Here is a 26,871-nt window from a genome sequence, read left to right as displayed (position 1 = left end):
CAGGTTGTGCGGCGATGAGGGCGGCGGCCAGCCTGATCGGCGGAGTCCCGGCGCAGACGGCCCTGTCGATCCGGGTGCGGTGCCCGGCCGACGACCGACAGACCGCGATCAACAACGGCACACCAGGGTGAGTTTGGGACACTCCGGCACCGCCATTCGGCTCGGTGACCAGCTCCCGCCTGCTCTGCACTCGGACCGCGCGTGGACCTGTCGGGCCCGCCGTCCGATGCGGCTCAGGACCCGCTCCCTTGGAGCGGGTGCCGAACCGTGTGCTTGCGCGGTGGGAGGTGGCTAACCGGCCATGGACGGGGCGTAGGGCGCCAGGGTGGGTGCGAGCTGGATTCCGGGAGCCAGTCCGAGGGCGACGAGGGCGTCGGGCAGACCGCGGCCGACGCGGGCCGCCTCCAGCGTGCCAGGGGTGGCCAGCTGGCGACAGCTGGCCGCGATGATCTCGAAAAGGTGCTGCACCCTACCGGGTCCCCGCGACAGCAGCTGGCCATGGAAGTCCTCGTGGTGAGCGAGAACGAGCGCCGCCAGGCCGGCGACGTGGGCAGAGGCGGTGCCGGTGCCGTCGAGGGCCGTGTATCCGCCTTCCGGCGCGCACGACAGGACCGCCACACCGGGGGCGGCCGCGTCGACTCCCGGGCCGTGGCAGCTGAACGGTGCGGCGAAGAGCCCTTCCGGTGTCAACTGCGCCCCGCGGTGTGTGGCTTGGGATGTGTCCTGGGGGTACGAGCCGAAGACGCCGAGGGCACCCACGGCGAACACCGTGGGCAGCGATGCCGGGAAGGCGACCGGCCCGCCGGTGTCGCCGGCCGGGGCCACGCAGGCGATGCCCGCCGCGTTGGCGTCGGCGAGCTTGAGGGAGACCAGGGTCGAGGGGTACGGGGTCGCCACGCCGATGTGGGCGATGTCGACGCCAGTCTCGATGCAGTGGTCCAGGGCGGCGATCAGGTCACTGAAATACCCGTCGGGCATCACCTGGCAGACCTCGATCTCGGCGTCGACGGCGATGCCGATGAGGCCCTTGCCCGTGTCCGCCCCGGCCATGATGCCCGCGGCGTGGGTGCCGCTGCCCAGCGTGTCGTGGGCCCAGCCCTCGTTTGTGCCGCGGACGATGTCGACCCCGGAGCGCACCCGTTGCTCCAGATCGGGGTGCGCGGTGCTGACGCCCGATCCGATGGCCGCGATCTTGATGCCGAAGGCGCGGAACGTCGGGGGCAGCCGGTCCACTCGCATGGCTTGCTGGCCCCAGCCGTACTGCTGCCGCTGCTCCAGATCGGGGTAGACCTTGGCGAGCGGGGTGAGCGTGACGAGGTTTTCCTGGGTTGCCGAGAGGTCGGGGCGGAGGATCCACCGGTCGGTGTAACCGCCCGCGGGCCGCACGTACAGGGACTGGATGGACTCCGCCGTTTCCGTCGCGAGCATGACAGTGGCCGTCCCGTCGGCCCCGGTGATGCCCTGGGCCGGCCAGGTCGCACCGATGAGGAACACCCCTGCACCGGCCAGCGGTTCGCCGTCCGGGCCGCAGACGCGCAGCGCGATCTCGGTGGGTTGCTCCAGCGGCGTGACCAGCCCCGGGTCGCGCAGCGCCGGCATCCCCGCCGCGGGCGCGGAAACCGGCCCTGCCCCGGCCAGTGGCAGGTCCGGCTCGATGTGCACATGGAGCGACCGCATGGCCGGCACCTGGGCCTCGGCCGCCTCGACGACCACTACTTCCGGGCAGGAGGGGTACAGCCCGGCGGCCTTCAGCTTCTCCGACGGCCGGAGCCTGCGGACCACCGTGACCTCGGGCATCTGCTCCAACTGGTCGCACACCGCGTCCATGCCCAGTTCGGGAACTCCCGGTGACAGAAGATGCTGCGGCAGCGGGGTGACCATGTACCGCACCCGGCGCGGCTGCACCGTGATCGGTGACGGCGCGCCCGTCCGGCGTGGTTGCGCTTCCATGCCTTCGGGTCCCGGCCCACCGGCCCCCGAGCCTTCTGATCTGCTCTCGCGGTTGTTTCGGGGTTTGCTCCCGGGCCTTTCCTTGACCATTACGTCCACCTTCACCACGCCTCTGTCGTCCTTGGTTCCTGATCCGGTGCCGGGCAGCTCGCGCTTCCACGGTGATGCGGTGTGCCCAAGAAGCAACCCTGAGCACACCGCATCACGCGCCGCCGTACGTCAGCCGATGCCGAAGGGCTGACCCATCGGGCCGAAGCCGGGCTGCTGGTACTGCGGGAACTGCTGGCCGAACGACTGCGGGCCGTACCCGCCGCCCCACTGCTGCTGGCCCGGCATGCCCTGGACGCCCTGCTGACTCTGCTGGAGCAGCGTCACGATCGCCGTCGGCAGTGCCTGCTGCACGGACTGCTCCACCGCGCTGCGGACGCCCTGCTGCAGCGTGTGGTGCAGCGCGAGCGCGAGGTAGGGGTGCGCCTGGTGGGCCATGCCCTGCTGCTGCAGCTGCTGCTGGACCTGCTGGATCTGCTGCAGCGTCTGCTGCATGCGCTGCGCGATCTGCTGGCTCGCCTGCTGACAGGCCTGCTGGATTGCCTGCTGGACCACCTGTGCGAGCTGGCCCTGCGGGGCGCCGATCTGCTGGCCGAACTGCTGCTGGGGCTGGGTACCGGTCATCACCGACATGAATGCTCCGTTCGATGCCGCGGGGAAAGGTCAACATAAGGAATGATGTTGGCCTTATCGGAATAAAACCGACGTCTTGAAGCTAAGTTGATGAGGTCGCGATCGCAATCGGACGAGCGGCACCTGGGGAGCATCCCGATCGGACCGGTGACCGGTGACCGGTGAGCCGATGGCTGAGCGGCGGGATGAGCTGCCGCTGCTGGAGTCGGCGGGCGATCGCTCACTCGGTCGGGCTCATAGACGTAGCGGACGAGACCCGGCATGGTCCGCGAGGCGGAGCAGCACGCCGAGGAGCGCCGCGGCCGCCGGGAGGCCGCGGAGACCCGGAACCAGGCCGAACAGCTCCTCCGCTCGACCGAGAGGCTCGTCAGGGACAGGGGCCGCCGGAGGCGACGACACAGCCGCGATCCGTCAGGCCATGGAAGGTACGGCCGAGGCGGCGCAGAAGATCGGCACGGCGATGCACGAGAGGTCGCGCACCGAGAGCCAGACGTCCTCCGGTGCGGACACGTCCCGTGGGTGGTACACGTGTGTGAATCCTCCCCACCTGCCAAAATGGGCCGGGCCGCCGACACCGTCAAGAACGACTTGCTCGCCGGCCACGCCTCGGGGGCGGCTTCGGGTGGCGGCTGGAGGGGGCAGCCATTGGTTCACGCTGCTGGTCAGGACGGAAATCCGCCGCGTGGGCCCGGCGGACAACCCCCGTGCACCAGGCCGGGTGGGTCTGGGGCACGGGGGGCGCGGGGCTGGGCAGGCGGCTCAGCTGACGCGGCGCGTCCGTCGTATGCGGCGGACACCGAAACAGGCTCCGAGCAAGGCGGCGACGGACACGGCGGTGGTGCCCGCCATGATGGCTCCCCCGGCGGTCGCCGCGGGTGCGGTGGACGCGCGCGGGGGCGCGGTTGTACCGCCGTAACCGCCGCCTTCGCCGGCCCGGTCGTAGGCGGACCCCGGGAGCTTGTCGCCGTACCTCGCGTGCACCAGGCGTTGGTAGGCGCCCAGGGTCACGCCGCCCCTCCCCACGGCGCGCCGCGCGTCGGGGTCGAGCGGCAGCACGCGGCCGTCGCGCACCACGTACCAGGCGTCGATCTGCGGTTCCCGGAAGACGGGTCCGAGGCCGTGCGCCTCGCCGACGTAGTGGGTCTCGTCACCGCCCGTCGCGATGTTGACGACTTTCCACCCCTTCTCCGTCCGTACCGTCCACACCGAGGCGACCTGGCCGTCCGCGGAGACCGCTTTGCTCGCGATGAACTGCGGATCGGCGACAGGGGCGCCCGGGCGTCCGGCGACGAACCCCGGGTCCAGGAAGTAGACGGTTACCGAGGGACCGACCAGATGTGGCCGGGCCGCGCTCTGCGCGATCGCGCCATCGCGGGCGAAGAAGCGCGAGAGGGTGAGGAGGGAGGCTGGGGTTGACGCCGCCTTGCGCGCCTGAGCGGTGTCGGCGGCGGTGAAGGGTGTGGGGAAGTTGCCGACCGCCGCCGCGTGGGCGGTGGCGGGGGAGAGTGCGCCGAGGGCCGCGGCGGCGGCGAGCACCACGACTGCCGCGCCCTTGCGGATGGGGGTGCGGCCGGCGGACACGTGCCGGTTCGGTGTGCGGCGCCTCGGTGACCACGGGGTTGGTGACGGGCCGCTGGATGAGGCCTGGGCCGGTGTGGCCTGGATCGGTGACGTGCGGATCGCGGTCATGGGGTCACGCTCCGATCCGGTAGAGCGAGTGGGTCCACATGAACGCGTTGTTGTTGACGTAGTAGTTGTAATCCCCCCAGTTGTAGCGGTAGTTGGAGGGCCACGGGTCGCCCCAGTAGACCTGGTTGCCGGAGGTGTCGTAGCCGTACAGCACATGCATGTGCCCGCCTCCGGAGCTCCACTCGATGCGCGTCTCGACGGGACGGTCGGCGTTGATCTCCTTCTGCACGGTGTCGTAGTGCAGGTAACCGCTCACGTACGTACCGGGGTTGATGCCCATCCAGTCAAGGGCGCTCTGCACGTCGTCCAAGGCCGCCTGCCAGTTGCCGCAGGTGCTGCCCTGGGGCCGGTTGAAAGCCGCGTCGCAGAACTGGTTCTGGGTGTAGTCGCGTCCGAACCATGACGCGATGGTGTTGCCGCTCGCCGCCCAGCACCAGTTGCTGTTCTGCTGCGCCTGCATGGTGATGTTGAGGCGTTTGGCGACGGCAACGGCCGGGTGAGCGGCGACCCGAGCAGCCGTGGGCGCAGCGGAGACCGGAGCGGCGTGAGCGGTGGCCGTTGGCACCAGGGCGGGTGTCATGACGGCGATGGCGGCGAGGACCGCTGGCGCCAGCCGTCTGCGGCCCCGGGTGGTATGGGACATGGCGTTCCTCCCAGTCGGGGGTGGGGGTGGAGGAGCGCGTCCGGACGCTGCGACAGCAGCATCGATCTCTTGTCGGGTGCAGGTCAATGAAGTTATCCACAGGGCTGGCGGCACAGTGAACTGCACCCGTACGGTTGTGAACGCCACAGCAGGTACCAGCAGGTGGCAGCGCAAGCAACGCCCGTTCCAGGACAGGGAAGTGAACGTTCACGCTTGAACGATCAGAGCGGATGGAGGAGGGGCCCAATGGCAGCACACAGTACCGACCGCCGTGCTACCCCGAGCCGCGGCGATCCAGCCCTCGGCTCGTCCCGCCGCCCCACCCCCGAGGCCGCACTGGCCGAAGCCCTGCGCACCGGCCCGTTCTCCGCCGCGCTCCGGGCCGCGCTTGCCGCACGGGGGCTGGCTCTGCATCGCGTGCAGCACCGGCTCGCCCAGCGCGGCATCCGTGTCGGTGTGACCAGCCTCAGCTACTGGCAGCGCGGTGTGCGGCGGCCCGAGCGGCCCGAGTCGCTTCGTGCCGTCACCGCGCTCGAGGAGGTCCTGGAGCTTCCCCCGCACGCCCTCACCCGCCTGATCGGCCCACGTGCCACCGGCGACCATCCCCCAGCCCGTCCATATCGCACCCTCCTCGAGCCCGCCGCCGCGCTCGAATCGCTGCTGAGGAGCCTGGCGGCACCGGCGGACGGCGGGCTGCACACCGTGATCCACTACGAGCACGTGCACATCGGTGCCCATCGAGAGCTCGCCGCCCGCGACTCACAACACGTCGTACAGGCCCACCGCGATGGCGTCGACCGCTACCTCGCCATCCATCACGGCGACCCGGGCTGCGACACGGAACAGGTCCGGGTGCGCGGCCTCGGCAATTGCCGGGTCGGGCGGATCCGGCGGCACGGCGCTTCGGGGGTGGTCGTTGTCGAGTTGCTCTTCGACGGGCGGTTGAGAGCCGGGGAGACCGCTGTCCTCGGGTACCGCTTCGAGGACGGAACCGGCGTGTCCAGCCATGAGTACGTTCGCGGCTTCACCTATGGCGGCGGCCAGTACGTTCTCCAGGTCGGCTTCGACCGCGCCGCACTGCCCGTCCACTGCCGCCGCTTCTTCCGCCGCTCGGCGACCGCCCTTCGCGAGGCGGTCGCCGATCTGACAGTGAACGCCTATGGCTCGGTCCACCTCGTGGAGCAGCAGATACGGCCGGGCGTCCTCGGCATCACATGGGAGTGGGACTAACAGTCCATTTCACCGCGATCACATCCGAGGGCCGTACCGCGCTCCTGTGACCATCGTGGAGTACGGCGACTACGAATGCCCCTACTGCGGGCAGGCCGACCCGGTCGGCCGCGAACTCCTCGCCGGCTTCGGAGACCTGCGGTACGTGTGGCGCCACCTCCCCCTCACCGACGTGCACATCCACGCCCAACTCGCCGCCGAAGCCGCCGAGGCAGCGGCACGCCAGGGCCGCTTCTGGGACATGCACGACCTGCTGCTCAGCCATCAGGAGGCTCTCCGCACCGAGGACCTGCACGCCCATGCGGCTGCCGTCGGCCTGGACGCGGAGCGCTTCGAACGAGACATGTGCGCGGACGTCGGCGCAGCCCGCATCGCCGAGAACGTCGACTCAGCCGACCTCGGCAGCGTGGCCGGCACCCCCACCTTCTTCATCAACGGCCGCAGACACCACGGGCGCCTACGACCTCACCAGCCTCACCAACGCCGTCCGCGCAGCCCGCGAACGCTCCGCCGTCACCACGTGACGGAGCACGGCGGAGGGTCCTCGCCGTGAGCCGTCGACCATGTGGCTCTCGCGCCGAAGCCCGGCCCGCGACCTGAGCGCCGGGTCCGTCACGGGGTACGGACGTCGAAGGAGCCAACGCGCCGGTGGACCGGACCGATACGAGAACCGCCCGGTGAGCGGCCCCCGAGCTGGTCGTCCCAGGGTCCGTGCGGGGCCCCCGGTCGACAACCAGCAGCCGACGCAGGGTGTGGTGAAGGCCGAGTTGCTCGACCAGTTCCCGCCGGACGGAGCCCTTCGGTGGGTCGTTGGACTCCGCCATGCGGCCGGGCGGGTCCCATCCGGGTGTGGAGGCGGGGTTCACCAGGAGCACGCGCCCGGCCGCGTCCCGCAGGAGGACGTCGGCCGCCGCGCGCTTGCGGGCCCGCCTGGCATTTCCTTCCGCCGAGGATTCGTGCGCGGCGTGCATCGTCCATTGCGCCGGGCGGGTCGCGGCCGATGTGCACGGCGGCGTCCAGGTCGCCCCGGCGTCCGTGGACGTCCACCAGGGTGATCCGGCTCAGTACCGGCAACCGCGCGCTCCGCCTCCCGCAGAGTGATGGGCAACCTTGAGGAGCCCAAGCCAGGGAACGTCACTCGTCTTTGGCCGACTGCGCATGGCCTACCGACGCGCGGATGACGTTGCCCGACGGCTGTCAGGTGTCGGAAACAGCGATGGATCATGTCATGTCCATTGACCTCAGGGGCAACGTATTGGTTGAGTGGCTCATCCACTGAGTCACTGGGAGGACGGCGTGGAGGCACTGCCCCGCGAAACCATCGTCGATGTCCTGGAAAGCCGGCTGCGCGAGGACATTTTCACGGGACGCCATCCGGCCGGCAGTTACTTGCCGCCGGAGCGCACACTCGCCGACGGCTACGGCGTCACCCGCACCACCCTCAAGCACGCGTTCGGGCGTCTGATGCAGGCCGGACTGCTGGAGACGCGGCACGGTGTCGGCACCCGCGTGCGGGACTATCTGCGCCTGGGTGGTGCCGACTTGCTGCCCATGCTGGTGCGGCACAGCCCTGACTGGATCGGAGAGGTTTTCGAAGTGCGGCGTCACATCGGAGCGTTGATCGCCGAACGCGCCGCGGTCCGGGCGACCGACCGGCAGCGAGCCGAGCTGCGCACGCTGCTGACGGCTGTGGAGGAGGCGGCGGACGCCGACGCCGTACAGCTCGCGGACATCGAGGTCCACCGGGCCCTGGCCCGCGCCACCGGCAACCGCGTCTACGTCCTGCTGACCAATACCCTCTTCAACGCCTACCTGCCGGTGCGCGCCGCGCTCAGGCGACCCTTCGAGGATCCCGGACTGGCACACGGGCGCCTGGAGCCGTTGGTCGACGCGGTCGCGGCCGGTGACGGGGCGGGCGCCAGGCGGGCGGCCGAGCAGTATCTGACCGCGACCGAGCGGATCATGCTGGAGGGTCTCGCATGAGCGCGGACACGACCGCACACATGGCCACGGGCTCGGGCGGCTCGTCCACTCGTGGCACCCGCTTCAGCGAGACGATGCTCGGCACCCTGATGCTCGACGACGAGGGCCGCACCCGCCGGGTCCGGCTCGATCTGAGCGTCTCAGCGGACTGTGTCCTGCGGCTCCTCGGTACCACCCCGGCCCGGGCCACCGGCCGGATCCGCGTCACCGGCTGGGCCGACGACCCGTACGCCCAGGGCGAGTTGGAGATCTCGCCGCTCGCGCGCCGCCGTATCCGCTACCGCATCACCTTCACCGCAGGTGGTCGCCCGCTCACCCTCGACGGCTGGAAGTCCGTCACCCCGCGCAGGCCCGTCGCCTCGATGACTGTCCTGCCGTACACCCTCTACGACGACGGCGCGCGGATCGGCACCGGCACCCTGCGCTTCCCCCTCGGTACGCAACTCCTCCCCTTCCTCGCCGGTTTCCGCTTCCCTCGACGGGAGGATCCGGGCCTGTTCCTCGCACCCCGGTGGCGCGGCGAGCCGGGCCGTACCGAGGTCTGGTACACCACCGTCACCGACCCGGACACCGGCAGCGGGCTGTGGCTGCACCACGAACTGACCGCACCGGCCGACGGATCCGAGCCGTACGCACACGGCTGGGCCGCGGTGTTCCCCAAGGACCAACCCGTGCGGCACGCCCGGTTCGGCCCCGCCCCCTGGACTCCCGGGCAGTCCGGCTTCGACGCCGGCGGGGTCGCGGTCCGGCCCGGGCGCCTGACCGGGTCGGCCGAGGACGGCGCCCTGCGCTGGGAGCTCGCCGAACGGCCTGCGGACGAGCCGCTGTTCACCTTCCCCCGCTGGTCCTGGCGCCGGCCCCTGCTGCCGGCCGCGCAGATGCTCCCCGCCGCACGTGCCTTCTACGACGGCACCTTCACCCATGACGGTACGACGCTGACGCTCACCGCAGCCCCGGGCGCATCGGCTCGGATCCACGGTCACGGCAACGCCCGCCGCTGGGCCTGGCTGCACGCCGACCTCAGCGGCGGAGACGTCCTGGAGATCGTCGCGGCCGTGTCGATGCGCCCGGGCCTGCGCCGACTTCCACCCCTGGTCTTCCTCCGGCTCCGCCGGGACGGCCGCGACTGGCCCCGCCGCCCCGAGCGGCCGGCCGTCGGCTGGGCCGGAGCAGGGCGTTTCCGCGCCGACATCGGCCTGCCCACGTGGACGGTCACCGGACGCAGCGGCCTGCGCCGGATTCGGGTCGAGATCACCCAGCCGGCGGACCACACACTCACCCTGGACTACACCGACCCAGACGGCCGGCACGCTACCTGCCGCAACAGCGAACGCGCCGACGCCCACGTCCTGCTGGAACGGTGGTGGTTCGGCGGCTGGCGCACGGAGGCCGAGTGGACGCTCGACGGCACGGCCCACGCGGAGGTCGGCACCCGATGAGTCTCACCGGCCTGGTCTCCGCCCTCATCGCCGACGACGGCACCGATGACTGGCCCCGGCGCGTCCCCGCCCGGCTGCAGAGCGTCCTCACCACCATGCCGCTCGCCGCCCGGGCCGGCCTACGGACAGCCGCGCGCGGCATCGACGCCTATGCGGTGGTGCGCACCGGACGCACCCTGGGCGCCCTGACCACGCCCGAAAGGGAGTCCGTACTGAGCGCACTCGCCGCACATCCCGCCCTCCTCCCGCTGCTGGACGTGCTCAAGGTGCCCGTCCTCCTGGCCGCCGGAACGGAGCGGATGCTGCAGCACGGGCTCGCACCAGTCGGCCTCATACGCCAGGACCCGCCGCTGGATCTGACACCCGCGTCCGCGTGGCCCGCTCGCTCCACCGCCGACGCCGTGGTCGTCGGCTCGGGCGCCGGCGGGGCGATGGCCGCGCGGACCCTGGCCCGGGCGGGACTCGACGTCGTCGTCCTCGAAGAGGGAGAACACCACTCCACCGCCTCCTTCGGCCGGCGCACGCCCCTCGACCGGTTCACCGAGCTGTACCGGGACGGCGGGGCGACCGTCGCCGTCGGCAACCCCCCGCTGCTGCTTCCGGTGGGCCGCGCCGTCGGCGGCACCACGGTCGTCAACTCCGGTACCTGCTACCGCACTCCAGGACACGTCATCGCCGGCTGGCAGGGAACCGGTTTCACGCTCGCCGACGGCTTCGACCGCCACCTGGACGAGGCCGAGCGCACCCTGCGGGTGGCCACCCAGCCCCTCGACGTCCTTGGGAACAACGGTCGCATCGCGCTCGCCGGCGCCCGTCAGCTCCGCTGGCAGGCCACGCCGCTGCGCCGCAACGCACCCGGCTGCCAAGGCTCCTGCCAGTGCGTGGTGGGCTGCCCCACCGGGGCCAAACAGAGCGTCCAGCTCTCCGTGCTGCCCGACGCCTGCGCCGCCGGGGCCCGCATCGTCACCGGAGCACGGGTGGAGCGCATCCTCGTCGACGCGGACCGGCCCGGAGGCCCGCGCGTGGCCGGGGTGCGCGTCCACCGGGACGACGGCGGGCTCGAAATCCTCGCGCCCCTGGTCGTCGTCGCGGCGGGTGCGCTGCAGTCCCCGCCGCTGCTGCGCCGCTCCGGCCTTGGCCGACATCCACGGCTCGGCCGCAACCTCAGCGTCCACCCGGCCACGAGCGTCGCCGGACGCTTCGCCGAACCGGTTACCGCCTGGGAGGGTGTGCTGCAGAGCGTCGGCGTGGAGGAGCACCACGACGCGGGCATCCTCGTCGAGGCCACCGCCACCCCGCCCGGCATGGGCTCCTTCGTCCTCCCCGGACTGGGGGAAGAGCTGCGCTGCGAACTGGAGCGCGCCGACCGGCTCGCCACTCTCGGCGCGATGATCGCCGACCGCCCCTCCGGCCGTGTCCTCGGCCGTGACCGAACGCTGATCCGCTACGACCTGGACCGCCGCGACGCCGGTCGCCTGCTGCGGGCAGTCGGCGCCATGGGCCAACTGCTGTTCGCCGCGGGCGCCGAGGAAGTACTCACGGGCATCCCCGCCGCTCCCCGCGTCCGCAACCTCGCGGAACTGGACGCCGTCCTCGCGGGCGCACAGGCCCGGCACCTCCATCTCTCCGCCTACCATCCCACGGGCACGGTGGCTGCCGGCGGCAGTGCGCAGCGCTTTCCCGCCGACCCGATGGGCCGGCTCCGCGGCGTCCACGGTGTACTGATCACGGATGCCTCGGTACTCCCCAGCTGCCCCCAGGTGAATCCGCAGCTGAGCATCATGGCAGCGGCCCTGGCGATCGCGGAGGCGTATCTCGGTGCCTGACGGCATGTCGCCGCAATCCATGGCGACCGATATGTCGGGCTGGAGGCGTCTCACGATGTTGATGCGCACCGACGATTCCTTCCGTGGCCTCGACCGGCCGGCTCGGCAGCTGATGGGCCCGGGCACCTGGTCGCGGCCCTCCGCGGTGGCGACGGACGCCGGCTGCGGGGGCGAGGAGCACGTGGTGGCCTTCGACCTGCCGGGCGTCGGGCCGGAGACGATCGACATCGACGTCGAGCGAACACGCTGACCGTCAAGGCCGAGCGTCGTCGCGTGGCGAAGTCCGACGACGTGCAGATGGAACTGTCCGAGCGGCCGCTGGGCGTCTTCTCCCGCCAGATCGCGCCGGCCGACACGCCGGACACCGACCACATCAAGGCTGACCACGACCCCGGGGTGCCCACTTTGCGCATCCCGATCGCCGAGCGCCCCAAGCCCCCAAGCCCCCCAAGATCACTGCTGGGCGCCACCCGGTCGGCGAGGTACGCGCCCAGCCCGTACACCCCGCAGGGCACCGGCCCCCCGACCTCGGCGGCAGAAAGGCAACCGCCACCTGAACTTGAAGCCGCACGCATCCTCACGGCCCGGTGTGCGCCACGCCCCTGTGTGATCTGACCGCGGCGTCGAGCGGGCACGGAGCCGTCACATGGGTTGCAGGATCCTGGCAAGCCCATCCCGCAGTTCCGGGGTGGTGTGCCCCTAGCCTGGTGGGCGAGTTGATGCGCCATCAGTGAGGAGTGATTTGTCATGCACCGCCGCTCCCTGCTTCTCTCGGGACTGGGCGCCACCACGGCCGCTGCCACTGCCCTCACCGGGGCCGCGCCCGCGCCGACCACCGACCGGACAGAGCAGAGCCGAGACCGCAGCGGCGGCCTTCCCGCCGCGCAACACCGCCAACTGACCCTGCTGGTACAGCAGTACCTCGCTGACCGGGCGGCCCGGGTGACCGCCGCCCGGCCGGCGCCGCGCCAGGCCGCAGCCCTCTCCCTCACCTCTGATCTGCTCCGCGACTACCGCAGTGACGCCGACCGCCTCGACGGCGTCCGCGAACAGACCGCCGCGTTGCACAGCGGGTACACCCGCGCCCGCACCACCGCCGAGCTCACCGATGTCACCGTGCACGGCGGCACCGTCACTGCCCGAGCGGTGGAACACACCACGCTGTACTTCGCCCGCATCGCGCCCGGCACCCCGGCAAGCACCCGCTACCGCAGCGCGCACCAGGTGGTCTTCCACCAGCTCAACGGTGCCTGGGCGCTGGCGGGTTGTCGCTATCTGCCGACCAATGCGTACTCGCGCCCGCTGACTCAGTTCCCCGAGTCTATACCGGAGCCGATGCGCCCCCGGGTGGTACCGAACGCGGTTCCGCGGGCCGGTCGGCGCCCGGCCAAGGCCGATCCATCCGGCCGACAGCCCGCTGCCAAGCCTGCGGACGGCGGCTACGACTACGGCGCCATGATCTCCTACGCCGAGCAGTGGTGGAACGACCGCAACTTCCTCTCGTACCCGGTCTACGACGACGACTGCACCAACTTGATATCGCAGTGCCTCGTCAACGGCGGCTGGCTGACCGAAGGCTCCTGGCCGGACAATTCCCGCGACGACAACTCCTGCTGGTACTGCTACGGGTTCTTCTACAACACCTCATACACCTGGGCCGGCGCCGAGAACTTCTTCATCTACGCCACCCAGAACTCCAAGCGCACCACCGTGCTCGACAACGCCTATGAGCTGGCTCCGTCGGACATCCTGCAGTACAACTTCTCCCACGCTCCCAACGACATCCAGCACACCCAGATCTGCACCGGCTGGAACGAATCACCACTGATGACCCAGCACACCGACGACTACGCCGACCGCCCCCTCTCCGAGATCCTGTCCGATCCCGCCAACGGCAATGCGTGGCTCTACCCCCTGCAGACCTGAGGGCCATCTACACGGGCACAGCCCGTCAGACGAGGACGGCGTCCGTCTGGACTGCGTCCGCGCCGACCACGACGCCGGCGAGCTCCCTGCGGTCCACCACCGCAGGGGACATGACCTCTCTCGGCCGATGTCGTGCACTTCCCGCCTCCGGGCGGTGCGCATCCCGTGTCCAGGTGCAGCGCCACCCCGCACGCGCCCTCCCGCCCTCGGGAAAGGACCCCTTGACCAGCCGCGAGTTTTCGGGGTTTGTCCGTGACCGCGCTTGCCACCACCCCGGCGATGCCACGCGCAGTGCCGTGCGGGGTACGGACGTTCGGGCCACCACCCGGCGACCTGGATCTGGAGGGGTTGTCCGGTGGTGTCGGTTCTCGCTCATGTAGCCATTGCTGCCTTGACGCCCGCGAGCACTGTTGGGCTGGGGCGCCAGTCACGTGGGGACGAAGTCGAGTGGCCTGCAGCGGCCGTGGCAGCGAAGTGGATCTTCGTGGTCGATTCACGGGGTGACCGGCCGATGGCGTGATGGTCGGGCTCATCTGCCGGGCTCGGGCATTCCTTTGCGGGCATGGTCGGGTCTTGGTGGGTCCGCACGATGGCGGAGTCCACCGAGACAGCCCCACTTCACATCCTCCTCCGCGTTGACCCGGTCCATCAGCGTGGTGAGCACCCGCACCCGCGAGCCGTCGACGGACGACACCCAGCTCGGCTGTCCGTCCTGGGAGTAGCGACTGGACTCCCGCACTCGATAGGCACCCCCCACGATCCCCTGTGCTCTCATCCAATTACCCAGCCAAGGGCTGTCGTCTTTTCGTGTTCGGCACCAGTAGTGCGTGCCCTCGGGGCGCTGCTTCAATCGGCTCCGCCCTCAAGCCCCGAACACAGAGGATGTGGCATGGAACTGCGCACATGGCCGCATCCGGCAGCGGCGGCCGTCGTGGTGATCCCCCGACGGACCGGCGGCGCCCGGGCGGTGGCAGCCCGTGTCGCGGCACTCACGCGTTTCCGGCTCCCTGGATCGCCGGAACGTGACCGGCGACCGCGCTGGTGTGCCCAGCCGGCTGAGCCGACGTCGTGGGCACCGGGCTGCGGAGCGTAAGGCTCTCCGCGCAATGGGGCCCGCGCAATGGGGCGGTCGGCGTGTGCACCCCTTCCACTCCCGGCACCCCCAGCCGACCACCGTTCGGCTTTCCACCAGTCGGCCTTCCAGTCGACGGACACGACGGCACCACGGGCCGAGGACTGCGCATCGAACCACGCCGCCGTACTCGTGTGCACCACATGGACACCTCGAAAGGGAGAACTCGATGACAGACATGTCCCTGCGGCGCTTTGCTGCAGGAAAAACGCTGGTCGTGGGGGTCTTGCTGGTCCTGGCGGCGCCAGGGGCCGCGTACGCCAACACTGTGAGCGTCACGGTGCGAACGCCCGGCGCCACTCCCGGACCCGCAACCATCGACTCTTCGATCTCCACCAGCGCCCACTGCGCCAGCGGTCTCCTCTCCGGCGGCGGGATCGACCAGGCCACCGGCACCGGGGCGGGGGTGAACGGCAACCACGTGCTGGGCACCGAGCCCAGCTCGGACGGTGGCACTGAATACACCGGCTCAACCGGGGTCGTCGGCACCGACACGGCGTACTGGATCGCGAAGGGCGGAAGCGGAGGGCAGGTCAACTCCTCCTTCTCCACCACCCCTTACGCGGTCTGCTTCACCAGCAACCGGGTCAACCACACCCAGGTGGTCATGAACAAGGTGAACGCACCCACCACCGCGGGGACAACGGGTCTCGTGACGGCGACCTGCCCGGCCAACACGGTCCTGCTCGGTGGCGGTGCTCTGGTCACACCGGGCAATACCGGCAACTTCAAGGCGATCGCCAGCTTCCCCACCTTCAACAACTCCGCACACGACTTCGGAAAGAAGGCCGCTGCGGACGGAGAGACCAACCCCGACTCCTGGAGCGCCGTCGGGTGGGACAACAGCACCAACGCCGGCAACGAGACGTACGCCTACGCGATCTGCAGTGGCAGCGGTATCAACATCAGCGGCGTCACCGTGAAGGTCCGCTACAGCGAGGCGAACGGCCCGAACACCGGGAGCACAGGCCAGAACACAACCGTCAGCTGCGGAGTTGGCGACGGGAACCTGGTCAGCGGGGGCGCGGCCATCAGCGGGGGCAACGTGACCACCACCGACTTCACCGGACCGGGCTCGGCCGGCGACCACCTCAACGGAAGCTTCCCCAGCGACTCCAGCGGCAACCCCGTGAGTGACGGGACCACGACGACGGCGTCCTGGACGGCGTTCACTCACACCGGCGGGATGACGTCGACGGCCAACCACTCCGACGTCTGGGCACTGTGCGCCAACGACGGCGTCTGAGTCAGCGGCACACCACTGACCTGCGGGCGGGCACGCAACCCCGGCAGCCCGCCCGCAGAGCACCCGGCCCGCCGAGGTCACCCACAGAACGCTGTCCCGCCACGTTCACCGCGTTGACACCAGAAAGGCAGAATTCGATGAAGAAGAGGCTTTCCCGGAAGTCCGCCCTGGCGAAGATACTCATCCCGGGCGCCGTTCTCGCCGTAGCGGTTCCAGAGTTCGCGTACGCCGACACCGCGAGCGTCACGGTGATGAGCCCCGGACCCACCATGGGCCCGGCAACTCCCTTCACCGGTGTCTCGTCCCACGCGGACTGCGGCCAAGGTCTCATTTCCGGCGGCGGGATCGACCAGACCACCGGCAGCGACAGGGCAGGGAACGGCAACCACGTGATGGGCATCGCGCCCAGTCCCGACGGTGTCACCGAATACACCGGCTCAACCGGCGTCGTCGGCAGCGACGTCAAGCACTGGCTCGCGTTCGGCGGAAGCGGGAGCAACTCCAGCCCCGACTTCTCCACCACTCCCTACGCGGTGTGCCTTTCCAGCAACCGGATCAAGCACACCCAGGTGGTCATGAACAAGATCGCCGGACCCTCGGTCGGGCAGACGGCGAAAACCGTCGTGGCAACCTGCCCGACGGGCACGGTCCTGCTCGGTGGGGGCGCCCGAACCACCCCCGCCGGCGTCGGCAGCCTCAAGCCGATCGCCAGCTTCCCCACCTTCAGCGACGCCGCACACGACTTCGGCCAGGAAGCCGCTGCGGACGGGGAGACCAACCCCGACTCCTGGACCGCCGTCGGGGGAATCGGCGGCGGACGCGACAGCGACAACACGACATACGCCTACGCGATCTGCAGTGGAGACGACGTCAACGTCCGAGGTATCACGACGACAGTCCACTTCCGTGAGCTGAGCGGCCCGACCACGGCAGGCACGAGTCAGACGGCAACAGTCGGCTGCGCCGACGGGGCCGGAGAACGCGACAACGGAAGGGAGCATCACGTGCTGGTCAGTGGCGGCGCAGCCGCCAGCGGAGGCAACGTGACGACGACCGACTTCACCAAGGCAGGGTCGGGCGGAACCCACCTCATCGGAAGCTTCCCCAGTGACTCCGATGGCAGCCCGGTCAGCGACGGGAACAGCACGGCCGCATACTGGACAGCCGACATCCACGTCGGAGGGTCACCCTCACCGAACACATACTCCGACGTCTGGGCGCTCTGCCTGAACCTCGATCATGGACACGAAGAATGATCACGGCGAACCGCGCTCGGCCGACGTCCGCAGGGTGGTCGATCAGTCGGCCGGCGTCCAACGCGCGCCGTTTGAAGGCGATACGGCCCTGGAGCTCGGTGGCGTGCCTGGGCAGTGCGGTGAATTCCCAGGCGGCGCGTACGGTGTTGTGGTCGCCGGCGTGCCGACTTTGCCACTCGGTACCAGAGCCTGCTCGTCGACGTCTTCGCGGGGGAGTAGGCGACCGGGCAGCGGCCCGGTTCGTGAGGCAGGATCACGTTCTCACTGTCAGCGTGCCAGGGAGGGGGTACGGGGTCCACGGCCGCCGCAGCCGCCCGTACGCCCTGCGCGTCAGGAGAGGACGCGGGCGAGGAAGCCGCGAATGTGCTCGGTGATGGTCTCGAGGTGGCTCTCCAGGGCGAAGTGCCCGGACTCGAGAAGGTGGATCTCGGCATCGGGCAGGTCCTGGCGGAACGCCTCCGCGCCCGCGGGGCCGAAGATCTCGTCGCCTGCTCCCCATACCGCCAGCAGCGGGACCTGGGAGTCGCGGAAGTACTGATGAACGCGCGGGTAGAGGTCCACGTTGGTGGGGTAGTCGCGGAAGAGCTTGAGCTGGATCTCGTCGTTGCCGGGGCGGTCCAGCAGCGCCTGGTCGTGGACCCAGTTGTCGGGGCTGACCAGGCTGGGGTCGGCGACACCGTTCACGTACTGCCAGCGTGTGATCTCGGGGGTCAGGGAACCCCGCATGGGGGCTTCGGTGTCCGGTCCCGGGGCCTTGGCGTAGGCGAATACGCCGTCCCAGAAGGGCTTGACGAAGCCCTCTTCGTAGGCGTTGCCGTTCTGGGTGATGATCGCGGTGATGCGGTCGGGTGCCTGGAGGGCGAGTCGCCAGCCGATGGGGGCGCCGTAGTCCTGCACGTACATCGCGAACCGGTCGATGCCCAACTTCTGGAGCAGGCCGGAGGTGACCTCCGTGAGGGCGTCGAAGGTGTACGGGAAGTCCTGCAGGGCGGGCATCGCGGACTGGCCGAACCCGATGTGGTCGGGGGCGATCACGTGGTAGCGGTCGGCGAGCGCCGGGATCAGGTGGCGGAACATGTGCGAGCTGGTCGGGAAGCCGTGCAGGAGCACGACTACGGGTGCCTGAGGGGTGCCGGCCTCCCGGTAGAAGACCTCGAGGCCGTTGACGGTGGCGGTGCGGTGGTGGACTGCGGAAGACATGCTACTAACCTCTCAATCAAGGTTCACCGGTTAGATCCCTAGTCGAGCACACTCGAACTAACTCGTCAAGACGCATTTGGTGGTTAGATTGCGATCAGGGTGCCACCGCGCCCAGGCGACGGAACGTCGGCCTCCCTTTCAAGCCTCCGTCCGCGAATGGTCATCAGCCAGTGCACAGCCAGCCCAGGCCGGTAGCGCCGCACAGCCAGGCGCAGGACACAGAACTGCGCCTCCATGGGCGAGCGCGGCGAGGCCGTGGGCGCCGCGGTGGCGCTGTCTGTTGAAGAAGGAGGTGGGTGTCCCTGAGACCCTGATGCGGTCGGAGGAGGTTGGCCGCCGCGGCTTCCACGGGTTCCGCGGCTTTCGCCGCCAGACGTGCGTGCGCGTGAATGTCGCCCAGCGGCAGATGGCGCCAGACGCAGCGCACGTCAGGCCGTGGGGGCAGCAGGTCGCGGTGGCGGGGTCGGCATCACTGCCGTACGGCACTCATGGTCGCGTACTCGTCCACGCCCCGGTCCGGGACGACCTGAACATCACCCTGCTGGAGCCGCTGCTGCGGCGCACCGCGGCCGGTACCAGGCGCAGCTCTTCGTGCTGCTGCATCTCGGGGCAACGGCAATGCCTTGGCGCGCGATCAGGGCCCTGTCCGTTCTGCCGGGCTGCTGACCGTCCGGATGGCGCGGGCCTGGTCCAGGACCAGTTGGCGGATCCGGAAGCGGCCACGCCCTGGCAGCAGGCCCACGGCGACAGCGGAACCGCGGACGTGCTCCGCAACCCCGTGCAGGCGCGCGATGCCCTCCAGGACGTGGTGCGCGGCAGCCGATCCGCCGCGTCAGGGGTCGCGGTCCTGGAAGTCGTCGTCTCCCGCCCGCTCCTCTCGCCTGCGGGGAGCCGTGGAAGCTAGGAGGCTCCTGCAGCGCGTCGGATGGGGGCAGAAGCGGTCACTCCGGGTCGACGCCGGGCTCGGTGCGGGTCGGCCCGGTGACGCTGCCGACTCCGTCGGACGTGAAGACCTCGGACGTGCAGCGGATGGCGCCGCCGTCGCCAAGCGCGCCCGACCACGCCTTCTACGTCAGTGGGACGCTGACGGCTGCCGAGCGGATGAGGGGGTTCGTCGATGGCGAGGACGGCTTGGAGCCGGCGATGCTGTGGTTGTCCGAGGGCGGGTTCCCGTCGGCCCCCGCCTCGGCCCGGGCCCGTGAGGGTGTGCAGGACGCGGGTGCAGCGGGTGACGAACTCGGGCCCGTAAAGCGCAATGCCCCCGCAGCGGCATGCGACGACCCGCCCCGCCACGGCACGGCGCGGGACATATCGGGTAGTCAGCGGCTCGCTGCGAGGACACCACGCCTCGGAGGAATCGAGATCAAACCTCCTCGACATCTGTGAAGAGGAGCCGCACACCGCCAGTCGCCAGCTCGAAAACCTTGGCGACAAAGGCCGATGCCTCTTCGGTCGTCACGGCCCTGCTGGCCGCGTCGTAGTCGGTGAAGTACATGTCGAGTACGCGATAAGCCGGCGTCGCGCTGCCGTCCTCCTTCGGCCAGACCTTCGCGCTCTCGATCCTGTTGACTCCGGGGATCTTCTTCGCCAGCGCGATCTGCTCGTGGTGACCGGCCTCGAACTCCTCGGGGGATTTGGGGTTCTCGTAGATTGCAGTGATCTTCGTCGGCATTACTCTCGCTCCTTGTCCGCTACTGGGTCTTCCATTTCGCATTTTCGGGAATCGATTTGTCAGGCACCCGGACCTGGATGATGGATGGGCTGTTCGAGTTCTTCAGAGCACCCATCACGGCATCCGTCAGCTCTCCATAGGTGCCGACTTCCCACCCCTGACAACCGAATACCTCTGACAGCATGCTGTAGTTCCACCGGTGCAGGACACACGGCTTGTAGAACGGCTTGTCGGCATGGAAAACCGATGCATCGGCTAGCCACTGTTCCACAGCGTAGACGCCATTGTCGATGACGAAGATGATCGGGTTGAGCTTGAAGCGGGTCTGCGTCGAGAGGCATTGGGCGGTCATTTGGAAGCCGCCGTCGCCCGAGAAGACCATGACCCTTTGGTCGGGCCCCTTCGCCAGGCAGATACCCGTCGCAGCCGGCGCGCTGTAACCGATCGACGAATAGGACGACTGAACAATGAACCCACCGGGCCTTGGCACATCGAGCAGCAGGCTCCCGAAGTAGTTCATGCTGGCATCGCTGCTGACGATGGTTTTCCTGTCGATGTACTGCTGTATGAAGTTGTAGAACCCCTGATACGTGATCACGTCGGACGAGCCCACGGTCGGGGCGCTACGAGCCGGCTTTTCCGGCAGCTTCCGCGTCTTGGACTCGACTTTTTCTGCCAGTATGCCGTCTATCAGGTGCTCCAGCGCGACCTGTCCGCCGAAATAGGTTCCGAACTTGACTGCGTCCATCGACGCGAACGCGGTCTTGTCGAAGTCCGGGCTCCAGCCCAGCGAGTTGATGTCCGTCAGCCACACGCCGAGGGCCAGTATGAAGTCAGACGTCCTGGCCAGATCTGTGACGGCCGTCGATGATGCCTGGCCGTCGAGTACGCCGACGAACAGCGCGTCATCCTCGGAGAGGACGGACTTGCTGAGGAGCTCCGTGACGAACGGGACGTTCAGTTGCTGGATCAGCCTCATGGCCTTCTGTTGAAGGCCGAGCCGGTCGATCTCCACACCGACCCAGATCAGAGGGTTCTCAGCGCTCTCGAGCTTCGCGCAGATCTGTGCGACCGACTGTTCCAGGCTGGTCTCGTCCGAGAGTATCCTGGCCGGCTTCAGCACACCGCGCGGCGGCTCGCACTCCAAGTCGACCATGTCCTGGAGCAGTTCGATATAGATCGGGCGTCGTTCGCTTATGCACTGGGTCAGTGCATAATCTATCAGCATCGGCGCGAGGTCCGGATTGTCGAGTCGCACGGCTGCGACCGTCAGGTGCTCGAACGACTGAAGGTCCGTTTCGCGTCCACTGATGAAGTGATGTGCGCTGAAGCCGGTCTGCTCGAAGGTGAGGGTCTTCTTGATGCTCGGCGTGCCGTTGATCAACACCAGCGGCACCTTCTCGACGTAGGCACCGGCGACCGCGTTCACGGCGCACAATGCACCTGCGGAGTAGGTGACACAGAGCGCTCCGATACCCTTCAGCCTCGCGTATCCGTCCGCCGCGTAACCGGCATTCACCTCGTTGACTTCTTCGATGATCTCAATGCTGCTCGGCGTGACGTAGCGGTTCAGCCAGTCTATCGAGTAGTCGCCCGCGATGGAGAACAGATGCTCCAGGCCCAGTTGGCGGAGCCGGTCTACCAGATACTGTCCTACGGTGCAGGTCTCGTTCATGGTCTGATTGCCTCCGTGGTCAGTAGTCGCTCGCGCCGCCGAACAGCCGGGGCATGTAGATGTCGAATATGCCCGGGCACTTCCGTTCGGGATACCGCTGGAGCATGAAATCCTTGAAGGCGTCGTCCGTCAGCCCATTGCCGATTGCCTGCCGGGCGGCAGCGAGGTACTCGATGTTGCGCGCGACTTCGTTCTTGTCGGCCGGCAGGCCGTGGCCCGGCATGAACAGCGCGTAGTCCGACAGCAGCATTTCCTGGAGCACTCGCATCCAGTGGTCCATATGCTTCGTCAGGTACAGATGGGTGCCGCTGTAGATCAAGTCCTGAGCGAAATACACTCCGAGCTCAGGAAGCCTGATGGTCAGGTGGTAGTCGATTTCGGTGTCTGTCACCCGGTCGAAGACGTACCTGACCCCGTCGATCGTCTCGGTGCCGGGGCTGACGGCTTGCTTGGGCACGACGATCTGGTCCGGAGCGAGGTCGCCGAGTTTCCAGTGGTCACTTCTCGAGGCTTCTCCGTGCTCCTGGATGAAGCTCATGGTCTCAGGCAGCGAGTGGATCGCGATGTCGCTGAACGCTGTCCCCGAACCGAACCAGTGGTCGGGGTGCCGGTGGGAAAGGTACAGCCGCTCGATCGGCTTGCCCAGGCTGTCCGCGTAGTCCCTGAACGCCCTTGCATAAGGCACGAGAAACTGCGCGTCGACGAGAACCAGCTGGTTCCTGGTCTCGATGATGTGCGTGGCGTTCGCGATGTTGCTGTACGCGAAGGATGAGACGAGGGTGTGAATACGGACATCGCCTGTCTGCTTCACGACCATGATGATGGGATCTGACACCTGGGCTAGCATTCGGGACCTTTCCGAGGTACGCGGGCGGAAGGAGTGATGATCTGCTCTCGCAGTTCCTCCAATGCGGCCCTGGCGACGTCGTAGGCGCTGTCGACGTCGGGCACCGGGTCGTCCTCGCCGGGCCGCCAGAAGCGCCGGCGTGCCATGCGCATGGAGTTGACGAACGGTGGGATCGCGTTGAACACCTCGATCAGGTACGGCCCGCGATACACCGGCTCGATCTCGGTCCGGATGATGTCCCAGGGGATCCAGCTGTCTTTTACCGCACCTCGGTCGGGTGCAGATATGTGGACGTAGTGGAGCCGACCCTGCCGCGCGGCTTTCGCGACATTGTCCTTGAAGATCGACGGGCCCTGGCTTTCCATCACGACTTGCGCGGTGTCGATCGTCACGCCGGCCTGCGCGTGCTCGAGGCCAACGAGGAAGTCCAGTGCCTCCGACACCATGTTGGGTGGAGGCGTCTCCCAGCTCTTGACGGGCTCGATGGCGAGCTTTACTTCTCGCGCGGTGGCGTACTCCGCCAGATCCTCGAAGACGGAACGTGCCGCGTGATAGCGCGACTCCATCCAGTCCTGGAGGGCGTCGCTCCATATCGGCTCATCGGCTTCGGTGAACGGAAAGACGCCGTAAGGGTAGAGGAACGGGCCTGACATGATCGAGTCGCCGCCCAGGACCCGCGTGATGTCGACGCGTGACTTGAGGTAGGACAGGGCCTGCCTGCGCTGCTCCTCGTAAGGTGATGTCGGGTCGAAGGTCCGCGTGGTCCCGACATTGGTCGTGAACTTCACGTCCTTCAGCCCGGCCTGGTCGAATGCCTTCTTGAGGGCGACATAGCTGTCGGTCTCGAGCTTGTGATCGACGGTCGCGGGCTGGGCGGCGATATGCAGGTCGAAGCCGTCGTAGCCCATGTCCGTGAGGGTCTTCAGGTGATTGATCAGGACCTGCGTGTAACGTGAGTCCTGCGGCCTCAAGTCGGCCGTGAACATGAAGAAGCTGAAGAACACGTCCCGTTTGAACGTCGCGTTCATTCCCGGTGTCCTCCTTTCGCTACCAGCCCAAGATGTCGGCGAGATAGGCGCGGGCCTTTTTGGCGTACTCGAGCGGGACGGCCTTGTTCGGGTCCTGCTCGGCTTCCACGACCAGCCATCCCCGGTAATCGGCGTCGGCCAGCACTTCGAGGATGGGCCGGAAGTCGATCGCGCCGTCTCCGGGCACGGTGAAGACGCCGAGCTCGACGCCCTCCTGGAACGACAGGCCCTCTTCCCGTACCCTGCTCACGACCTCGGGCCGGATGCTCTTCAGATGGACGTGGCCGATGCGGTCGGCGTAGGTCCGGGCCATGTCCAGCGGATCGTCGCCGGCGAAGGCGATGTGGGCCGTGTCGAGCAGCAGGTGGACCAGGGCCGGATCGGTCGAGGCCATCAGCCGGTCGACGTCGGCCCGGGTCATGACACCGGTACCCATGTGGTGGTGGTAACTGAGCTTCATCCCGGCCGAGTTGGCTATCTTGCCGAGCTCGTGCAGGCCCGACGTGAGGGCGTCCCACTGGGCGTCGGTGAAGACCGGGCGGTTGGCGAACACATCGACCGGGAGCAGGTGTGAGGAAGCTCCGAACTCGGCCACGACCAGCTCGGTCCCGCCCAGCGCCTTGATATGGGCCAGGGTCTCCTCGAAGGCGGCGATCGTCTTCTGCCGCATCTTGTCGATCGTGAAGTACGTGCTCGTCCAGGGCTCGGACACACTCAGGCCGCGGAGATCGAGGGCGGCCTTGAGCGCGGCGGCGTCCGAGGGGTACTTGTGTCCGATGCTGCAGCCCTGGAAGCCGGCGAGCGCCATCTCGCTCACGGCCTGGCCGAAGGAGATGTCGGCGTCGATGGTGGGGAAGTCGTCGTTCCACCACAGGGTGCAGCAGACGCCGAGCTTCACCTTGTCCGGGCCGAGGCGGTCAGCCAGTCCTGTCATTTCGTCGCCTCTTTCAGGTAGCGGTCCGCGATGCGGGGTGGCTGAGCCCAGGAGCCGTAACCGGGCCCCTTGGCACCTGGAGGATTGGCCCCGATGGCCTGCCACAGCAGCCCCTCCTGGTAGGAGGCGGCGGTGACCGTGGATGTTTCGCCCGCGGTACGGGCCCCGTAGCAGTCGGTCCACTCGGGCGGCAGCGCGTACCACATCCCGGCGTACCAGAGTTTGATCACATTGCGGGCCACCGGGCCGAGGCGGTCATCACTGAAGATCCGGTGGCGCAGGGCCCGGTCGAGCAGGGCCCGGTCGAGCACGAACCGGTCGTGGCTTCCGGCGTCGCCGGCTGCGTCGGCCCGGGCGGCCCGGTGGGCGTCCAGGAGGGCGGTGACGATCTCGTCGCCGCAGGCGGCCCGCACTTTGGCCAGGTACCGGTGGGCCAGACCGGTGCCGAGCAGTTCGGTTTCCTCGAAGGCGGTGAGGTCGACCGACAGGCGGAGGAACTCGCCGAACTCCTCGAACTGCTCCAACGACGGGGCGGTCACCGTGTCACCTCCTGCGCTGTCTCACCGGCGGACCGAGAGGCTTCGGGATCGGATCCGACCGTGGTCGGGATCTCGAAGGTGGGTGCGGCGTGCAGGCCGTCGCTGCCCGGCAGGGGGTTGCAGACCAGCCGGTTGAACCCGTCGCGCAGGCGGAACATCGCGCAGACGGCGTCCTGCAAGAGGCCTGGCTGCCCGTTGAACGCCTTGGTGAGCAGGGCGAGGAAGGCCCCGTAGTCGGCGTTGAAGTCCCGGGCGGTACGGGCGAGTTCCGATCCGGGCGGGAAGTCGGCCAGCCGGGCGCTGACCTTCACCTTGTACACATCGTCCCAGGAGATGCTCAGCGGCGGCCCCGATGGTGCGTCGGGTTCGTCGCCCAGCTGGTAGTAGCGGCCGAGGTGCAGTTGCCGGAACCGGTAGTAGTGGGCCAGCTCCCCGTCCGCGTCGTAGATGCCTGAGTCGAGGCCTTCGCCCTGAGCGGCGATGAATCGGAGCGCCTGGCGGGCCGAGTCCAGATCGGAGACGACGATCACCGCCCCGCCGCCGGAGTAGTAGTACTCGGGCCCCACCTGCAGGGCCGGACTCCCGCAGAAGAGCCCGGGGTCGTCGGCCGCCACCTTCTCGAGTCCTTCGATGATCTCCTCGTAGAACTCGCCGATGCTGTAGAAGTGCATCCCCTCGATCGTCGGGCTGGAGGCCAGGAGTGGCCTCCCGCTGTCCGTCGTGCGCACCAGCCGTGCGTCGGCGCTGGGGGCCTTGCCCGGCCGTTCGATCTTGCAGAACGTCTCCACCGCCTCGGGGGAGAAGGGTCGCAGGTCGACGGTGAAGTCGTTTTCCCCGTCGGGCAGGTAGGCGGGGTAGGACGGCACGAAGCCGGGGTGGGTCAGGTCGGGCTTCCCGCCGATGGCGTTCAGGACGTTGGCGACGAGGGTCAGATGCAGCATCTCCTCCACCGCGGCCACCCGGATGATGTGGGCGGCGTCGGAGTTGGTGGTGGAGCGTATGGAGTAGTACGCGGTCAGGTACGGGGGGATGGTCGCGTGCTCGAGCGCCAGCGCCGCGTTCAGATAGCTGATCAGGTCGTCACGCTTTTCGATGGTCGACGCGGTCACTGGGTCACCTCCTGAGGCCAGCGCCGGGCGGCGGCGTTCGAGGTGACGCTGATCGGTGCGGTGTCGGAGTCGAGCTGGGCCAGCATGGCCCGGGCGCTGCGCAGGCACAGGGCGGCGATGGTGAGGGTCACGTTCGACGTGCCCACGGTGGGCATGCTTCCCCCTCCGACCAGGTACAGGTTCTCGTAGTCCCAGCAGCGCTGATCCGGGTTGACCACCGAGGTCGACGGGTCGGCGCCCATCGTGTGGGTGCCGGCGAGATGGTTGCCCCCGCGGATCTCGTACCCCTCGCCGGCGTGGACGGTGTAGCCCCAGAAGTTCGGGTCGTACACGGTATGGTCCTCGGCGCCCAGCCGGGCGAAGATCCGCCTCGACAGCTGGCGGGCGTAGGCCACCCCGCGCATCGTGTAGTCGGGGATGTCGTAGGCGAGGACGGGCCGCATGTTCCCCAGCGCGTCGGTGAAGTCCGGGCTGACCGTGATCCGGTTGCTCGGGTTGGCGGGGACCTCGACCATGAACGCCAGCTGCAACTGGCGGGACACCCGGTCCACCAGGCCCTGGCGCAGGGCCTCGCCGTAGCGGCCACCGGCGTCCACCAGGTCGATCAGGTCCGTCATCGGCGCCCCCCGCGCCCAGCCCCAGCCGTCGTTGTGGATGTCGACACTGAACGCCGCCTGGTGGCTGCGGAAGCGGCCCCCGCGCAGGTCGGTGATACCGCCCGTGCAGTTCGTGCCCCGGAAGGTGCCGGCCACCTCCGGCAGCAGGCCCCAGGCCAGCAGGTAGGCGTGGTCCATGAAGTTCCGCCCCATCAGGCCGCTCGAGCCGCGCAGGCCCGAGGCCAGCATCAGCCGGGGGTTCTCCACCGC

At 68.8% G+C, this 26,871-nt stretch carries 22 protein-coding genes and 3 pseudogenes; 10 read left to right on the top strand and 15 right to left on the bottom strand.

The genetic code is table 11. The features are described 5' to 3' along the window. Window positions 1-291: 291 nt before the first annotated feature. From ACWDEN_RS41215 to ACWDEN_RS41200, 4 genes are all read right to left on the bottom strand, one after another. Entirely contained in the window at window positions 292-1,950 is a 1,659-nt protein-coding gene (locus ACWDEN_RS41215; RefSeq protein ID WP_351615794.1) for a S8 family serine peptidase, read from the bottom strand. A gap of 219 nt (window positions 1,951-2,169) precedes the next feature. Further along, the gene (locus tag ACWDEN_RS41210) at window positions 2,170-2,631 is read right to left on the bottom strand and encodes a hypothetical protein (RefSeq protein WP_351615792.1); all 462 of its coding nucleotides are present in this window, start codon (window positions 2,629-2,631) and stop codon (window positions 2,170-2,172) included. A 759-nt stretch (window positions 2,632-3,390) separates the two neighbouring features. Then, complete coding sequence (locus tag ACWDEN_RS41205; protein WP_450863089.1) at window positions 3,391-4,212, bottom strand: hypothetical protein; 822 nt, start codon at window positions 4,210-4,212, stop codon at window positions 3,391-3,393. A gap of 112 nt (window positions 4,213-4,324) precedes the next feature. Next, on the bottom strand, window positions 4,325-4,963 hold the full coding sequence (locus ACWDEN_RS41200; RefSeq protein WP_351615786.1) for a papain-like cysteine protease family protein: 639 nt from the start codon (window positions 4,961-4,963) through the stop codon (window positions 4,325-4,327). Between the two features lie 246 nt (window positions 4,964-5,209). On the opposite strand from ACWDEN_RS41200, the gene ACWDEN_RS41195 reads away from it, so the two are divergent. Continuing rightward, window positions 5,210-6,193 carry a hypothetical protein gene (locus ACWDEN_RS41195; RefSeq protein WP_351615784.1) on the top strand — a complete coding sequence of 328 codons (984 nt, stop codon included), beginning with the start codon at window positions 5,210-5,212 and terminating at the stop codon, window positions 6,191-6,193. Window positions 6,194-6,206: 13 nt separating this feature from the next. Continuing rightward, window positions 6,207-6,717: pseudogene (locus tag ACWDEN_RS41190) on the top strand (DsbA family protein); the annotation flags it as partial. 171 nt (window positions 6,718-6,888) lie between these two features. Here the strand turns inward: ACWDEN_RS41190 and ACWDEN_RS41185 are convergent. Then, window positions 6,889-7,164, bottom strand: a pseudogene (locus ACWDEN_RS41185) (NUDIX domain-containing protein); the annotation flags it as partial. Window positions 7,165-7,489: 325 nt separating this feature from the next. On the opposite strand from ACWDEN_RS41185, the gene ACWDEN_RS41180 reads away from it, so the two are divergent. The 5 genes and pseudogenes from ACWDEN_RS41180 to ACWDEN_RS41160 all read left to right on the top strand — a co-directional run bounded on the left by ACWDEN_RS41180 (window position 7,490) and on the right by ACWDEN_RS41160 (window position 13,367). Further along, window positions 7,490-8,176: a FadR/GntR family transcriptional regulator gene (locus ACWDEN_RS41180; protein ID WP_351615781.1), complete on the top strand. Its 687-nt coding sequence runs from the start codon at window positions 7,490-7,492 to the stop codon at window positions 8,174-8,176. Further along, entirely contained in the window at window positions 8,173-9,615 is a 1,443-nt protein-coding gene (locus tag ACWDEN_RS41175) for a hypothetical protein (protein WP_351615779.1), read from the top strand. Before ACWDEN_RS41180 ends, ACWDEN_RS41175 begins: the two co-directional genes overlap by 4 nt. Next, on the top strand, window positions 9,612-11,441 hold the full coding sequence (locus ACWDEN_RS41170; protein ID WP_351615776.1) for a GMC family oxidoreductase: 1,830 nt from the start codon (window positions 9,612-9,614) through the stop codon (window positions 11,439-11,441). The genes ACWDEN_RS41175 and ACWDEN_RS41170 overlap by 4 nt, the downstream gene beginning before the upstream one ends. Window positions 11,442-11,496: 55 nt before the next feature. Next, window positions 11,497-11,879, top strand: a pseudogene (locus ACWDEN_RS41165) (Hsp20/alpha crystallin family protein); the annotation flags it as partial. Between the two features lie 309 nt (window positions 11,880-12,188). Continuing rightward, window positions 12,189-13,367 carry an amidase domain-containing protein gene (locus ACWDEN_RS41160; RefSeq protein WP_351615774.1) on the top strand — a complete coding sequence of 393 codons (1,179 nt, stop codon included), beginning with the start codon at window positions 12,189-12,191 and terminating at the stop codon, window positions 13,365-13,367. Window positions 13,368-13,896: 529 nt separating this feature from the next. Here ACWDEN_RS41160 and ACWDEN_RS41155 read toward each other — a convergent pair. Next, window positions 13,897-14,106, bottom strand: a complete 210-nt coding sequence (locus ACWDEN_RS41155; RefSeq protein WP_450863086.1) for a hypothetical protein — start codon at window positions 14,104-14,106, stop codon at window positions 13,897-13,899. Window positions 14,107-14,668: 562 nt separating this feature from the next. Here ACWDEN_RS41155 and ACWDEN_RS41150 point away from each other — a divergent pair. Both ACWDEN_RS41150 and ACWDEN_RS41145 read left to right on the top strand, forming a co-directional pair. After that, window positions 14,669-15,745 (top strand): hypothetical protein, encoded by a 1,077-nt coding sequence (locus tag ACWDEN_RS41150; RefSeq protein WP_351615772.1) that lies wholly within the window; start codon window positions 14,669-14,671, stop codon window positions 15,743-15,745. A 137-nt stretch (window positions 15,746-15,882) separates the two neighbouring features. After that, on the top strand, window positions 15,883-17,001 hold the full coding sequence (locus ACWDEN_RS41145) for a hypothetical protein (protein WP_351615769.1): 1,119 nt from the start codon (window positions 15,883-15,885) through the stop codon (window positions 16,999-17,001). A gap of 330 nt (window positions 17,002-17,331) precedes the next feature. On the opposite strand, the gene ACWDEN_RS41140 is transcribed toward ACWDEN_RS41145, so the two are convergent. Then, on the bottom strand, window positions 17,332-18,201 hold the full coding sequence (locus ACWDEN_RS41140; RefSeq protein ID WP_351615766.1) for an alpha/beta fold hydrolase: 870 nt from the start codon (window positions 18,199-18,201) through the stop codon (window positions 17,332-17,334). Window positions 18,202-18,901: 700 nt separating this feature from the next. Here ACWDEN_RS41140 and ACWDEN_RS41135 point away from each other — a divergent pair. Continuing rightward, window positions 18,902-19,105, top strand: coding sequence for a hypothetical protein (locus tag ACWDEN_RS41135; protein ID WP_351615763.1), 204 nt, complete (start codon window positions 18,902-18,904; stop codon window positions 19,103-19,105). A gap of 459 nt (window positions 19,106-19,564) precedes the next feature. Here ACWDEN_RS41135 and ACWDEN_RS41130 read toward each other — a convergent pair whose 3' ends face one another. The 8 genes from ACWDEN_RS41130 to ACWDEN_RS41095 form a co-directional block, all read right to left on the bottom strand. Beyond that, a complete protein-coding gene (locus ACWDEN_RS41130; RefSeq protein WP_351615760.1) occupies window positions 19,565-19,873 on the bottom strand; it encodes an EthD family reductase in 309 nt (102 codons plus the stop codon). Window positions 19,874-19,892: 19 nt separating this feature from the next. Next, on the bottom strand, window positions 19,893-21,548 hold the full coding sequence (locus ACWDEN_RS41125; protein WP_351615757.1) for an alpha-keto acid decarboxylase family protein: 1,656 nt from the start codon (window positions 21,546-21,548) through the stop codon (window positions 19,893-19,895). Window positions 21,549-21,567: 19 nt separating this feature from the next. Beyond that, entirely contained in the window at window positions 21,568-22,383 is an 816-nt protein-coding gene (locus tag ACWDEN_RS41120) for an MBL fold metallo-hydrolase (protein ID WP_450863082.1), read from the bottom strand. Window positions 22,384-22,388: 5 nt separating this feature from the next. Continuing rightward, the gene (locus tag ACWDEN_RS41115) at window positions 22,389-23,423 is read right to left on the bottom strand and encodes a sugar phosphate isomerase/epimerase family protein (RefSeq protein ID WP_351615751.1); all 1,035 of its coding nucleotides are present in this window, start codon (window positions 23,421-23,423) and stop codon (window positions 22,389-22,391) included. Between the two features lie 19 nt (window positions 23,424-23,442). Beyond that, a complete protein-coding gene (gene iolE, locus ACWDEN_RS41110; protein ID WP_351615748.1) occupies window positions 23,443-24,357 on the bottom strand; it encodes a myo-inosose-2 dehydratase in 915 nt (304 codons plus the stop codon). Next, the gene (locus tag ACWDEN_RS41105) at window positions 24,354-24,896 is read right to left on the bottom strand and encodes a hypothetical protein (RefSeq protein WP_351615745.1); all 543 of its coding nucleotides are present in this window, start codon (window positions 24,894-24,896) and stop codon (window positions 24,354-24,356) included. Before ACWDEN_RS41105 ends, iolE begins: the two co-directional genes overlap by 4 nt. Then, window positions 24,893-26,005 (bottom strand): ferritin-like domain-containing protein, encoded by a 1,113-nt coding sequence (locus ACWDEN_RS41100; RefSeq protein ID WP_351615742.1) that lies wholly within the window; start codon window positions 26,003-26,005, stop codon window positions 24,893-24,895. The genes ACWDEN_RS41105 and ACWDEN_RS41100 overlap by 4 nt, the downstream gene beginning before the upstream one ends. Then, window positions 26,002-26,871: GMC oxidoreductase (locus tag ACWDEN_RS41095; protein ID WP_450863079.1), on the bottom strand; the 870-nt coding region annotated here is incomplete at its 5' end. The genes ACWDEN_RS41095 and ACWDEN_RS41100, both read right to left, overlap by 4 nt.

The organism is Streptomyces sp. NPDC001153, assembly GCF_053598315.1.
This window is presented reverse-complemented; position numbering and strand designations above follow the sequence as displayed.